This is a genomic window from Pseudomonas sp. B611 (assembly GCF_055407965.1).
Map to the genome: position 1 here is coordinate 165,457 of NZ_JBUZST010000002.1, position 13,534 is coordinate 178,990.

11 protein-coding genes are annotated in these 13,534 nt (G+C 63.5%); 8 read left to right on the top strand and 3 right to left on the bottom strand.

What is annotated here, in order from left to right; genetic code table 11:
• On the bottom strand, positions 1-1,749 hold the full coding sequence (locus ACZRMO_RS05800) for a bifunctional alpha/beta hydrolase/class I SAM-dependent methyltransferase (RefSeq protein ID WP_463972213.1): 1,749 nt from the start codon (positions 1,747-1,749) through the stop codon (positions 1-3).
• Between the two features lie 10 nt (positions 1,750-1,759).
• Positions 1,760-2,377: a CDP-alcohol phosphatidyltransferase family protein gene (locus ACZRMO_RS05805; protein ID WP_463972214.1), complete on the bottom strand. Its 618-nt coding sequence runs from the start codon at positions 2,375-2,377 to the stop codon at positions 1,760-1,762.
• 364 nt (positions 2,378-2,741) lie between these two features.
• Here ACZRMO_RS05805 and hflK (ACZRMO_RS05810) point away from each other — a divergent pair, with 364 nt between their 5' ends.
• From hflK (ACZRMO_RS05810) to cfaB, 8 genes are all read left to right on the top strand, one after another.
• Positions 2,742-4,646 (top strand): protease modulator HflK, encoded by a 1,905-nt coding sequence (hflK, locus tag ACZRMO_RS05810; RefSeq protein ID WP_463972215.1) that lies wholly within the window; start codon positions 2,742-2,744, stop codon positions 4,644-4,646.
• Positions 4,647-4,658: 12 nt separating this feature from the next.
• Positions 4,659-5,648, top strand: a complete 990-nt coding sequence (hflC, locus tag ACZRMO_RS05815) for a protease modulator HflC (RefSeq protein ID WP_463972216.1) — start codon at positions 4,659-4,661, stop codon at positions 5,646-5,648.
• Positions 5,645-6,679, top strand: coding sequence for a protease modulator HflK (hflK, locus tag ACZRMO_RS05820; protein WP_463972217.1), 1,035 nt, complete (start codon positions 5,645-5,647; stop codon positions 6,677-6,679). The genes hflC and hflK (ACZRMO_RS05820) overlap by 4 nt, the downstream gene beginning before the upstream one ends.
• Positions 6,676-8,562 carry a heavy metal translocating P-type ATPase gene (locus ACZRMO_RS05825; RefSeq protein ID WP_463972218.1) on the top strand — a complete coding sequence of 629 codons (1,887 nt, stop codon included), beginning with the start codon at positions 6,676-6,678 and terminating at the stop codon, positions 8,560-8,562. The genes hflK (ACZRMO_RS05820) and ACZRMO_RS05825 overlap by 4 nt, the downstream gene beginning before the upstream one ends.
• A gap of 106 nt (positions 8,563-8,668) precedes the next feature.
• A complete protein-coding gene (bufA2, locus tag ACZRMO_RS05830) occupies positions 8,669-8,920 on the top strand; it encodes a BufA2 family periplasmic bufferin-type metallophore (RefSeq protein WP_207040262.1) in 252 nt (83 codons plus the stop codon).
• A gap of 60 nt (positions 8,921-8,980) precedes the next feature.
• Complete coding sequence (bufB, locus tag ACZRMO_RS05835; RefSeq protein ID WP_463972219.1) at positions 8,981-9,826, top strand: MNIO family bufferin maturase; 846 nt, start codon at positions 8,981-8,983, stop codon at positions 9,824-9,826.
• Positions 9,817-10,626: an HvfC/BufC family peptide modification chaperone gene (locus tag ACZRMO_RS05840; protein WP_463972220.1), complete on the top strand. Its 810-nt coding sequence runs from the start codon at positions 9,817-9,819 to the stop codon at positions 10,624-10,626. The genes bufB and ACZRMO_RS05840 overlap by 10 nt, the downstream gene beginning before the upstream one ends.
• Before the next feature lie 64 nt (positions 10,627-10,690).
• Positions 10,691-11,875: a C17 cyclopropane fatty acid synthase CfaB gene (gene cfaB / locus ACZRMO_RS05845; protein ID WP_463972221.1), complete on the top strand. Its 1,185-nt coding sequence runs from the start codon at positions 10,691-10,693 to the stop codon at positions 11,873-11,875.
• A 150-nt stretch (positions 11,876-12,025) separates the two neighbouring features.
• Here the strand turns inward: cfaB and cls are convergent, their stop codons facing one another.
• Positions 12,026-13,465, bottom strand: coding sequence for a cardiolipin synthase (cls, locus tag ACZRMO_RS05850; protein WP_463972222.1), 1,440 nt, complete (start codon positions 13,463-13,465; stop codon positions 12,026-12,028).
• Positions 13,466-13,534: the final 69 nt, after the last annotated feature.

Below are 13,534 nucleotides of genomic sequence, written 5' to 3' on the forward strand. Positions count from 1 at the left end.
TCAGATCTTCTGTGCCAGGGACACGGTAAAGATGCCCCACTCATCCACACGCTGGGTGATCTTGCGAAAGCCCGCGGCCTCGACCAGTTGATCCATTTCCGCCTGGCTGCGCCGGCGCATCACCCAGGCCTGGCCCTGGCGGTGGCTGGTCAGCGCGCGGGCGATCAGTTCCAGCTGCGGGTGCCATGGCTGGCCGGTGTAGACCAGATAGCCACCGGGCTCCACCGCTTCGGCAAGGCCGGCCAGCGAGCCGCCGACCATCGTGTTATCGGCAAACAGCTCGTACAGCCCGGACACCACCGCCAGCGTCGGCTTGGGCGCCAGCGCCGCCAGATCGGCACGGTCAAATGCATCGCCTTTGACGAATTGCGCGATATCCCCCAGGCCTTTTTCGCGGATCAGCGCGCCACCGTCACGCACGTTGATGTCGCTGTAGTCGCGCAGCAGGATCGATTCCGGCAGCGGCGACACACCCTGCAAGGCTTCCAGGATGTAGCGCCCGTGGCCGGCGGCGATATCGACGATGCGCACGTCGCGATCATCCCCACGCAGCTTGGCCATGGCCAGGCGCAGCAATTCCTCGACGTTCAGCTTGCGCTGGCGAATGCCGCGCCAGCCAATGGAGTTGAGGTAATTGGTGTCGATCATCCGGCCCAGCCCGCCTTTGCCGGTGGGCTTGTTGCGGTACACGTAGTCGAGGGTGCTGCCGGAGTCGAAGCCGGTGTCGAAACCCAGCTTCACGCCGTCCGACAGGTTCTTGCCCAAGCCCATGCTGGCGCGGGTCAGGCGCCAGTAGAGGTCGCGCAGGGAGTTGCGTGGCAGCGGCGCGGCGAGGGCTTCGGACTCGGCGCAGGTGGCGCCGATCTTGTCGGCGTCCAGCAGCGAAGCGCGATCCAGCGGGTGGGCGAAGTTTTGCAGGATAAAACGCTTGGCGCTGCTCACGGCGGTGGCGCGGTCACGCTCGCCGAGGGTGTCGTGGAAGAAGCCGGGGAGGATATGCAGTTCTTTTTTCAGGCTGCCGAGGCGGTCGAAAAATTGCTGCTGGGGTTTGCGATGCACCACGAAGTCAGAGCCGGAGACCAGCAACTGGGTCGGCACCTGGATCGCCTGGGCATCGGCTACAACCCGGTCGGCGGCTTCGTACAGGCCGAGCAGCACATTCACCGAGATCGCCTTGGTGATCAGCGGATCGCTGTCGTAGGACGCCACGCGTTCCGGGTCATGGCTGAGGAACTTGGCCTTGACGTAGCTGTTGACGAAAAAGTTGCCGCGAAACTTGCGCATCAGTGCCAGGCCCGGGCGGGCGAAGGGCACGTAGAGCTTGACCTTGAACGCCGGGGAGGCGAGCACCAGGGCGCGGATCTTCGGCGCGTAATCGTGCACCCACGTGGCCGCGATCACCGCGCCGACGCTTTGCGCGATGACCGCGAAGTTTTCTTCTTCGATGCCGTAGGTGCTGCCGATGTGGTCGCAAAAGGTCTGCACATCGCGGGCGCTGGTGGCAAAGCTGGGGCTGTCGCCGCGCTCGCCGGGGGATTGGCCGTGGCCGCGGGCGTCCCAGGCGAAGAAGTCGAACTGCGGCAGGTCCAGCTCATCCACCAGGTGCGCGATACGCCCCGAATGCTCATGGCCGCGATGGAACAACACGATGGCCTTGCGCGGCCCGTCGTTCGCGGTGGCCGGCCAGTGGCGGTAGAACAGCTCGACGCCATCATGGGTGCTGAAGGTGTGTGCTTGTTGTTCACGCATCGCAAAATCCTTATGCAGAAGGGGAAGTGGTTTCTTCAAGACCTTGGCGCACCCGATTGACCAGGGTGTAGGCGAGCAGGGCGGCCACCAGCCACATCACCCCCTCCACCCAACCCGCGCCCAGCCAGCCCAGCGCGACGCCGGTGGCCAGCACGCCGAGCACAAAGGCGCGGTCACTCTTGCCCATTGGCCCATCGTAGCGCCGTGATGCGCCAACCATCGGCCCGAGCACCCCGGCGTATTCACTGAACACCGCCAGCAACGCCACCAGCAGCACCGGCGCCAGGCTCACGCCGGGGATCAGCGCAAACGGCAGGATCAACGCGCTGTCGGCGATCACGTCGCACAGTTCATTGAGGTAGGCGCCCAGGCGCGACTGCTGGCCGAATTCCCGGGCAAGCATGCCGTCGATGGCGTTGAGGGCCATGCGCAGGATCATCCACAGCGGGATCAGCGCGAACAGCCACAGGTGGTGGGCGAAGCTGGCGATCAACAGGCCCACCAGCAGGGAGACCACGCCGGCCAGCACGGTGATCTGGTTGGCGGTGGTGCCGTTGTCATAGAGACGCTGCACGAGGGGGCGCAGCAGGTTTTGAAAACGCGGCTTGAGCTGATAGATCGAAATCATGGGAGGTGACGCTTCCTTGTCCGTGGACCCGCGAAAAACTGGTTTGGAGTGTGCCGCTTAATCCTGGGCGACACCAGTGATGGCTCGTGTTTATGGGGGCTTGGTCACGCTCTCGAGTGCAACGAGGCACGGAGGTGGGGGTGATCAATGTGGGAGCTGGCTTGTGTGGGAGCTGGCTTGCCTGCGATTGAATCACCTCGGTTTTGCTGGACGATCGAGTTGTCAGCATCGCAGGCAAGCCAGCTCCCACAAAAACCAGTTCCCACAGGGGATTTGGGTTGCATTCAAAAGCTGCGTTTATCGGACAAAAATTTCACGCCCCGTGTTATATCGTAACTAATTGTGTGCGAATGGGCGTGTTGGGATGCAAGTGGATCTAGAAGCTGACGGCGTTTCGGTAGAGGGCCTGCCGCGTTTTCAGCAAGGGCTGTTCCATGCCCGTCGATTGCGCCAGGCCGGTATCAGCCTGACTGCTGTGGCCGTGTGCGGCTGGGTGCTGGCGCTGTTTGTCGCGCTGTTTGCGCCGCTGTCGATCTGGCCGGTGGTGTTGATCAACTGCGCCTCGGCCTTGCTGCTGCTGGTGGCCGGTTTGCAATCGGCGTGGTGGGTCGCCGATTGGCGCGCCCAGGCGCTGGAAGAGCCGCCGCAGGAAGCCCCCATAGAAGACACCGGCCTTTATGCGCGCCTGGCCGGGCGCTTCGGCAAGCAGATCGGCACCCCGGTGTTGTGGCTCGGCGGTTGGTCGCTGCTGGCGCTGATCAGCATTATCGAGTTCTGGAACCTGGCGTTGCCCGCAGCAATCGTCGGCCAATCCGCGAGTATCGGCGCCGCGCTGGCCTTGGCGCTGGCGTTCGGCTTGCTGGTGTTCGAACGCCGTCTTGCCCAGGAAACCGCCGCGCAATGGCCGGAAGCTTCGCAACTGGTGCAATTGAGCCGAGTGGCGATTATCTGCCTGTTGATCAGTGCGATTTGTCTGCTATTTGCCGGCGCCGAGTCGCTCTGGCCGCTGCGCCTGGCGGTGTTGATCGGCCTGCTGCCAGCGCTGGTCGCTGTGGAGTTTCTATTAAGAGCTGTGCTCTCACTCTTCAGCCCACGCCAGCCACGCCTTGAACCGCGCCTGATGGCGCAAAGCTTCATCGCCGGGCTGTTGCGCTGGCCGCCACAACCTTTGCTCGCCTTGCAGCACGAATTGCACAACCGCTTCGGTATCGACCTGCGTCAGATCTGGGCGTTTACCTACATGCGTCGGGCGTTTCTGCCGGTGTTGCTGGTGGTGTTGGCGGTAGGCTGGGCGCTGACAGGTGTGCACGAAGTGCCCCTGCAAGGGCGTGGGATTTATGAGCGTTTCGGCAAGCCGGTAGAAGTGTTCGGCCCCGGCCTGCATGCCGGTTTGCCGTGGCCGCTGGGTCGTGTGATCAGCGTGGAAAACGGCGTGGTGCATGAACTGGCCACCAGCGTCAGCGAAGCCGCCGCACCGGAACTGGCCGCCGCCGAAGGCCCGCCACCGCTGATCGCCAACCGCTTGTGGGACGCCAGCCACGTGAATGACAAATCCCAGGTCATTGCCAGCAGCAGCGGCGACAAGCAGAGCTTCCAGATCGTCAACATGGACGTGCGTTTCGTCTACCGTATCGGTCTCACTGACCACGCCGCGCTCGCCGCCACCTATAACAGCGCCGATGTGCCGACCCTGATCCGCAGCACCGCCAGTCGCATCCTGGTGCACGACTTTGCCTCGCGCACCCTCGACGAATTGCTCGGCGAGCAACGCACCAGCCTCGCCGACGAGATCGGCCGCGCCGTGCAAGCCGACTTGCACCGCCTCGACAGCGGCGTGGAAATCCTCGCCACCGTCGTTGAAGCGATCCACCCACCGGCCGGCGCCGCCAATGCCTACCACGGCGTGCAAGCCGCACAGATCGGTGCGCAGGCTTTGATCTCCCGCGAGCGCGGCGCGGCCAGCGAGCAAACCAACCTGGCGTTGCTGCAAGCCAGCACCGCCCGCGACCAGGCCACCGCCACCGCGCGCGAAGTGAGTGCAGGCGCCCAAGCGGCCGACCTGCGCTTTGCCGCCGAACAAAAAGCCTACGCCAGCGCTGGCAAAGCCTTTGTGCTGGAGCAGTACCTCGGTCAACTCAGCCAGGGCCTGGCACACGCCAAGCTGCTGATTCTGGATCATCGCCTGGGCGCCGACAGTGCGCCGACGATCGATCTGCGTTCTTTTACCTTGCCGGCCGATCCGTCGCTGCCGCGCAAAGCCGTTCAATAAGGAGTCGGTCTGTTGAGCGCTCATTCTCACGATCACGGTCATCACCATGGCCATCACCACCACCATCATCACGGTGACGAGCAAGCGGCCGGCCCATTTCCTTGGCGGCGAATGGCCTGGGCGGCGTTGCTGGTTTTGTTTGCGGTCGCGGCGGCGAGCCTGGTGCAAGTGCGCTCCGGCGAAGCCACGGTGATTACCCGTTTCGGCAACCCGGCGCGGGTGCTGTTGGAACCGGGCCTGGGCTGGCGCTGGCCGGCGCCGTTCGAAGCAGCGATCCCGGTGGACTTGCGCCTGCGCACCACTTCCAGCGGCTTGCAGGACGTGGGCACCCGCGATGGCCTGCGCATCATCGTGCAGGCGTACGTGGCGTGGCAGGTGCAGGGTGATGCCGACAATGTGCAGCGCTTTATGCGCGCGGTGCAAAACCAGCCGGATGAAGCGGCGCGGCAGATCCGTACCTTTGTCGGCTCGGCGCTGGAAACCACGGCGGCCAGCTTTGACCTGTCGAGCTTGATCAACACCGATGCCAGCCAGGTGCGCATCGCCGATTTCGAGGCGCAGCTGCGCCAGCAGATTGATCAACAGTTGCTCACCACTTATGGCGTGCGCGTGGCCCAGGTCGGTATCGAAAGGTTGACGCTGCCGTCAGTGACGCTCACCGCCACCGTCGACCGCATGCGCGCCGAGCGCGAGACCATCGCCACCGAACGCACCGCCGTGGGCAAGCGTGAAGCGGCGCAGATCCGCTCTGCCGCCGAGCGCGACGCGCGCATCGTGCAGGCCGATGCCACCGTGAAAGCCGCCGATATCGAAGCGCAATCGCGGGTTGAAGCCGCGCAGATCTACGGCCGCGCCTACGCCGGCAACCCGCAGCTGTATAACCTGCTGCGCTCGCTGGATACCTTGGGCACGGTGGTCACACCGGGCACCAAGATCATCCTGCGTACCGACGCCGCGCCGTTCCGTGCGTTGGTGGATGGGCCCAAGGACGTCCAGCCATGACCGAGCGTGACAGCCCGGACAGCCCGTGGATCCAGGCCGGGCGCCTGACCTTCATGGCGCTTTACGCGGTGACTGTGTTGGCCGCGTTGGCCTGGGCGTTTTCCAATGTGCGCCAGATCGACCCGCAGAACCGCGCCGTGGTCCTGCACTTCGGCGCCCTCGACCGTATCCAGAACGCTGGCTTGCTGCTGGCCTGGCCGCAACCGTTCGAGCAGGTGGTGTTGTTGCCGGCTGCCGACCGCGTGATCGAACGGCGGGTGGAGAACCTGCTGCGCTCCGAGGCGGCGACCCAGGCCGACCGCGTGGCCAGTTTTGCCACGCCGTTGAGCGATGCCCTGGCCGGTTCCGGTTACCTGCTGACCGGCGATGCGGGCGTGGTGCAGCTGGATGTGCGGGTGTTCTACAAGGTCACCGAGCCTTACGCGTTTGTGCTGCAGGGCGCGCATGTGTTGCCCTCCTTGGATCGCCTGGTGACCCGCAGCGCCGTGGCACTCACGGCGGCCCGCGACTTGGACACGATCCTGGTGGCGCGCCCCGAGCTGATCGGCACCGACAACGGCGCCGCCGAGCGCCGCGAACGCTTGCGTGGTGACTTGGTGCAAGGCATCAACAAACGCCTCGCCGAGTTGGCCGCGACGGGCTTGGGCTTGGGTATCGAAGTCACCCGCGTGGATGTGCAATCAAGCCTGCCAAGCCCGGCGGTGAATGCCTTCAACGCCGTGCTGACCGCCAGCCAACAGGCCGAAAAAGCCGTGGCCAATGCGCGCACCGACGCCGAAAAACTCACCCAGGCCGCCACCCAGCAGGCCGACCGCGTGGTGCAAGTCGCCCATGCCCAGGCCAGCGAGCGGTTGGCCAATGCCCAGGCGCAAACCGCCACCGTCGCCAGCCTGGCCCAGGTGAAAGACCCGGGCTTGCTGCTGCGCCTGTACCGCGAACGGCTGCCGAAGATTCTTGGCCAGGCCGGCTCGGTGACCACGGTCGATCCGAAAGACGACTCCCGCTTGATCATTCAGGGAGCCGAACAATGAGCGCACCCATGCTGACCTCCGCCGAACAGCGCAGCGCTGCGCGGCAATTGACCCTGGCCATGTTGGCCCTCGGCTTGTTGGTGTTGGGCCTGGTGTGGCGCTGGTTGGCGCCGGATCAGACTGGCGTTAGCCAACTGTTGCTGGGTGTCGCGTCGCTGTTGGTGGCCGTGCCGGTGATGCGTTCGGCGTGGTACAGCCTGCGCTTTCCCAGCCTGCATGGGATCACCGACCAACTCATCGCCCTGGCCATGCTCGGCGCCTGGGCCACCGGCGACCTGCTGACCGCCGCGTTGCTGCCGATCATCATGATCTTTGGCCACGTGCTCGAAGAGCGCAGCGTGATCGGCTCCCAGGAGGCGATCCACGCCCTCGGCAAACTCACCCGCAGTCACGCGCGCCTGGTGCAGGCCGACGGCAGCATTGTCGAGGTGGACAACGGCACGCTGCACACCGGCGATATCGTCGAAGTGCGCGCCGGTGACCGTGTGCCCGCCGATGGCGTGGTGCTGTCCGGGCAAGCGAGCCTGGACACGGCGCCGATCACCGGGGAGTCGGTGCCGCTGGAGGCGAGTGTGGGCGTGCAGGTGTTTGGCGGGGCGATCAACCTCGACGGCTTGCTGCGCCTGGAGGTGACCCGCACCGGCAATGAATCGACCTTGGGCAAAGTCATCGCGCTGATGCAGAACGCCGAGCGCTCCAAGCCGCCAATCACGCGGCTGCTGGAGCGTTACGCCGGCAGTTATATGGTGTTGGTGTTGCTGCTGGCGGCGGTCACCTGGTTTGTCACCAACGATGCGCAGGCGATGCTGGCGGTGTTGGTGGCGGCGTGCCCGTGTGCGTTGGTGCTGTCGGCGCCGGCCACGGCGATTGCCGGGATTGCGGTCGCGGCGCGCCATGGGATTCTGATCCGCAGCTCGGCGTTTCTGGAAGAACTGGCGGACTTGACCTCGCTGGTCGTGGACAAGACCGGCACCCTGACCTTTGGCACCCTGCGCCTGCAATCCATCGAAACCACGGCACCGGATCGGCAAGTGTTACTCAACCTGGCGGCCAGCCTCGGTTCGGCCAGCAGCCACCCGGTCAGCCGCGCATTGGCGGGGTTGGCCACGCAGGAACAGCTGCAGGTGCTGACGGATATCCGTGAGCGCCAGGGCCTTGGTGTGGTGGCGCAGACCGCACAGGGCGAAGCGGCGCTGGGGCGGCCGGAGTTGTTCGAGCAACTGGGGATTGCCACCACGCCAGCCCCCAACCATGACGGCCCGATTGCCGGGCTGGCGTTGGACGGGCAGTTCCTCGCCTGGCTGCTGCTGGCCGACAGCGTCAAACCCGAAGCCCGCCAGGCGCTGCAAGAACTGCGCGACCTTGGCCTGGGCCGTCAGTTGCTGCTCACCGGCGACCGGCAAAGCGTCGCCGACAGTCTGGCGCTGGACGTGGGCATCAGCGATGTCGAGGCGCAGGCGCTGCCGGAAGACAAGCTCAACCGCGTGCTGGGGGAGATCGGCAGCGGTTTCCGCCCGATGGTGGTGGGTGACGGCATCAACGATTCCCTGGCGCTCAAGGCCGGCGTGGTTGGCGTGGCGGTGGGCGCGGGCGGCGCGGATATCGCGTTGGCCTCGGCGGACGTGGTGCTGATCGGCAGCGACCTGCGGCGCCTGGGCACCTGTGTGCGCTTGAGTCGCCAGTGTCGGCAGACGTTGCAGGTCAATGTGATCATCGGCCTGGGTTGGACGCTGGCTATCGTGGTATTCGCCGCCTTCGGCTGGCTGGGCGCCGCCGGGGCGATGATTGCGGCGGTGTTGCATAACCTCAGCACCTTGCTGGTACTGGGTAATGCCGGGCGTTTGCTGCGTTTTCAGGAGCCTTTGTCGAAGCTCGAAGAATAAATTTTCGCGGGCGCTGTAACGCCAGGCGGGGACCTCTCTCTAGTGGTGTGTCGAGACTGAACAATCCGTGCAGACCGACACCCCTACTGTTATGAGGAATACAACAATGAACATCAAAAACGCCGTTTCCGGTGCTGCCCTGGCTATCGCTGCCGCCACTATGTTTGCCGGTGTTGCCACCCAGGTACAGGCTGCCGACGCGAATGTTCACTGCTACGGCGTGACCTCCTGCAAAGGCATGAACGACTGCAAGACCGCTGAAAACGCCTGCAAAGGCCAGGCTGTCTGCAAGGGCCACGGCTTCAAGGCCATGACCAAGGCCGCGTGCGATGCGGCTGGCGGTAAAGTCGGCGAGTAATCGAGTGCACCCGCAGCGGTTGCCGCGCGCCGCTGCGGACACTTTGCCCAGGAGCGTCTTATGTCCACTGCCCTTGCAAGCCTCGGTTACGGCCTGGGTCTGCGCAGCGAGTACTACCAGCAGATCCTTGAACAGTCGCCGGCCGTGGATTGGTTCGAAGTGATCTCCGAAAATTACCTGGTGCCGGGCGGCAAAGCCTTGTACTACCTGGACGCCATCGCCGAGCGTTATCCCCTGGTGATGCACGGTGTGTCCCTGTCCATCGGCGGGCCCCATGCCCTCGATCTCGATTACTTGAAACAGATCAAGCAGCTGGCCGAGCGTATCCAGCCAGCGTGGGTGTCCGATCACCTGTGCTGGAGCCGTGGCAGCGCGCACCAATTGCATGACCTGTTGCCCTTGCCTTACACCGAAGAAAGTCTCTACCACGTGGCCGCCCGCGTGCGCCAAGTGCAGGACGTGTTGCAGCGTCCGCTGGTGCTGGAAAATGTCTCCAGCTATGTGCGCGCCAAGGCGGATGAATTTACCGAGTGGGAATTCCTCAATGCCCTGGTCCACCTGTCGGGCTGCCAGTTGTTGCTGGACGTGAACAATGTGTATGTCAGCTCGCGCAACCATGGTTTCGACGCCTGGACGTTTATCCGCAACCTGCCGCCGCAGAGCATCCGCCAACTGCACCTGGCCGGGCATATGGACTACGGCGATTATGTGGTCGATACCCATGACCACCCGGTGTGCGATCCGGTGTGGGCGCTGTATCAGCAGACGCTGGAGCACTTGGGGCCGGTGTCGACGTTTTTGGAACGCGATGATCATTTCCCGCCGTTCGAAGAGTTGCTCACCGAACTGGGCAAGGCCCGTGAACTGGGGGCCATCGCCCTGGCCAGGAGGCCGCTATGCGCCTGACCGATTGGCAGTTGGCCTTTGAACAGCATTTGTTAACCGAAACCCCGGTGGCCAACAATGGCTTTGCCGCGACGTTGTTGGGTGGGCCCACGCTGGATGTGGACACTGGCCTGGCGATCTACCACAACGCCTACATGGCGCGGTTGCAGGAAGTGTTGCGGCATGACTTCGCTGCTATCTGGTATTGGCTCGGGGATGAGGAGTTTGCGTCGCTGGCCGAGGCTTATGTGCGCCGCTACCCGTCTGCCCATTACAGCCTGCGCTGGCTGGGCGAACGCTTTGCAGCCTTTATCGTTGAACACTTGATGGAGGAGCAAAGCGCGCCGCTGGCCGAGTTGGCGCGGTTCGAGTGGGCGTTCACCCTGGCCTTTGATGCAGCCCAGGGCGCGCCGCTGAGCCTGGATGACATGGCGCTATTGCCGCCCCAGGATTGGCCGGGTTTGCAGGTCACCCTGGCGCCCTCGGTGCAGCAGATGCTTTGCCACTTCAATACGCTGGCGATCTGGCGAGCGGGTAAGGAAGAAGCGGATTTTCCCGGTAGCGCGGCGTTGGAATCGACGCAGATTTGCCTGGTGTGGCGCCACCGCAACGTGTGCCGTTACCGCAGCCTGGAGCCCAAGGAGGCCTGCGCCCTGGCAGGCATGGTGGCCACCGGCTGGACCTTTTCAGAACTCTGTGAGCACTTGGCTATCACTTATGCAGAGGACGCACCGCTGAAGGCCGTTACATGGTTGAAACAGTGGATCGAAGAGGGGTTGCTTGAACGCCGCGCCCATAGCGATGGGCTATCAGATCGATAGCCTCCTACTTGTCTCGGGATGGTCTACCCTCTTTTCAGACGTCTGAAACAAGGGGGGACTACTCATGCTCGCGCAACTTCCACCGGCCTTACAGAATCTTCAGCTGCCGCTGCGTCTTCGACTCTGGGATGGCCATGAATTCAACTTGGGCCCTGAGCCCAGTGTGACCATCGTGGTGAAGGACCCCACGGTCGTGCCTCAGCTGACCCATCCGACGCTCAATTCACTGGGCGAAGCCTTTATCGAGGGCAAATTGGAGCTGGAAGGCTCTATCAGCGAAGTGATCCGGGTGTGTGACGAGTTGAGTCATGCCCTGGTCGAGGACGACGAAGAGACGCGTCCGGTGCGCTCGATCCACGATAAGGCCACAGACGCAGCGGCAATTTCCTACCACTACGACCTGTCCAACGAGTTTTACCAGCTGTGGCTGGACCAGGACATGGCGTACTCCTGCGGTTACTTCGAAACCGGCAGCGAATCCATCGACCAGGCCCAACAAGACAAATTCCGCCACCTGTGCCGCAAGTTGCGCTTGCAGCCGGGCGAGTATTTGCTCGATGTCGGCTGTGGCTGGGGTGGGCTCGCACGGTTTGCCGCGCGGGAATTCGGGGTCAAGGTGTTTGGCATCACCCTGAGCAAAGAGCAGTTGGCCTTGGCCCGCGAGCGCGTGAAAGCCGAAGGCCTGGACGACCAGGTGGACCTGCAACTGCTCGATTACCGCGACCTGCCGCAAGACGGCCGCTTCGACAAAGTGGTGAGCGTGGGCATGTTTGAACACGTCGGCCACGCCAACCTGGCGCAGTATTGCCAGACCCTGTTTGGCGCGGTGCGTGAAGGCGGCCTGGTGATGAACCACGGCATCACCGCCAAACACACGGACGGCCGCCCAGTGGGCCGTGGAGCCGGTGACTTTATCGAGCGCTACGTGTTCCCCAACGGCGAGTTGCCGCATTTGGCGATGATGACCGCCGAGATCAGTGAAGTCGGGTTGGAAGTGGTCGATGTCGAAAGCTTGCGCTTGCACTACGCGCGCACGCTGGACCATTGGAGTGAACGTCTGGAGGACAACCTGGAAGCGGCGGCGAAGATGGTGCCGGTGCAGGCGTTGCGGATTTGGCGGTTGTACCTGGCGGGGTGTGCCTATGCGTTTGCGCGGGGCTGGATCAATTTGCATCAGATCCTGGCGGTGAAGCCGCATGCGGATGGCAGCCATGAACTGCCGTGGACCCGAGAAGATATTTACCGCTGATCTTTCGAACACACTGAAGATCTAAATGTGGGAGCTGGCTTGTGTGGGAGCGGGCTTGCTCGCGAATGCGGTGTATCAGTCGGCTCATCTTGTACTGACACACCGCATTCGCGAGCAAGCCCGCTCCCACAGTTTTTACCGTGTTGGCTGTTAGAGGATCGGCGAGATCAAGCGCGCCACCCGCATACCCAGCTGTTGCAGGCGCCGGGTCTCGCGGCTTTCCTCCTGGCTGACCTCGTGGGCCAGGGCAAAGTCGTCCAGCAGCATCTGTTCCACTTCGCGGGCGAAGGCTTCGTCCACCGTCAGCAACATCACTTCAAAATTCAGCCGGAATGAACGATTGTCCATATTCGCACTACCGATGGCGCTGATTTCGCTGTCCACCAACACCACCTTCTGATGCAAAAAACCTGGCGTGTAGCGGAACACACGCACGCCGGCGCGTACCGCTTCGATCGCATACAGGCTGGAGGCCGCGTAGACGATGCGGTGGTCAGGGCGCGACGGCAGCAGCAGGCGCACATCGACCCCGCGCAATACGGCCAGGCGCAGGGCAGCGAACACCGCTTCGTCGGGGATGAAATACGGGCTGGTGATCCACACGCGTTCGGTCGCCGCGTGGATGGCTTCGACGAAGAACAGCGAGCAGGTTTCATACGGGTCGGCCGGGCCGCTGGCGAGCAGTTGGCAAAGCACGCCGTCTTCCGGGTAGGCGTCCGGCAGGATCAGCGGCGGCAGCTCCCGCGCAGCCCAGAACCAGTCCTCGGCAAACGACTCTTGCAGGCACGCCACCACTGGGCCAGTGACTTGCACATGGGTGTCGCGCCACGGCGCCAGCGGCGGTTTTTTGCCGAGGTATTCATCGCCGACGTTATGCCCGCCGACAAACCCGGTAACGCCGTCCACCACGACGATCTTGCGGTGGTTGCGGAAGTTGACCTGGAAACGGTTGAGCCAGCCGCTGCGGGTGGCGAATGCCTTGACCTGCACCCCGGCGTCGCGCAGGGATTGCACATAACGATGGGGCAGGGCATGGCTGCCAATGCGGTCATACAGCACGTAAATGCTTACGCCTTGGGCGGCTTTTTCCTGCAGCAGGGCGTGTAACTGCCGGCCAAGCTCGTCGTCATGGATGATGAAAAACTGGAACAGCACCGCAGTTTTGGCATTGCGAATCGCCGCGAAAATCGCACTGAAGGTGGCGTCGCCATTGATCAACAAACGCACTTCGTTGTTGGCCAGGCACGGCATGCGCCCCAACTTGGGCATGGCGCGCAGGGACGCGTAGGCGCTGGAGTTGCGTGCGGCGAGGGCTTCTTCGACCCACGGGCGCCAGTTCAATTCGGTGATGGCGGTGTGCATTTCCTGGTTGGCCTGGCGCCGCGCCTGGATGTAGGCGTCAAAGGTGCTGCGGCCAAAGATCAGGTAGGGGATGAGCGTGAGGTAGGGCATGAACATCAGCGACAGGGCCCAGGCGATTGAGCCTTGGGCGGTCCTGACGGTCAGCACCGCGTGGATCGCGGCGAGCGTCCCGAAAAAGTGCAGCGTGGCGATGAAGTAGGCGAGCAGGTGCGGGCCAAAGAAATCCATGGACGACGAGACTCCAGACAATCCAATGCCTAACAGACCATGTCTGGTGCCGAATGTCGCTATTTTATT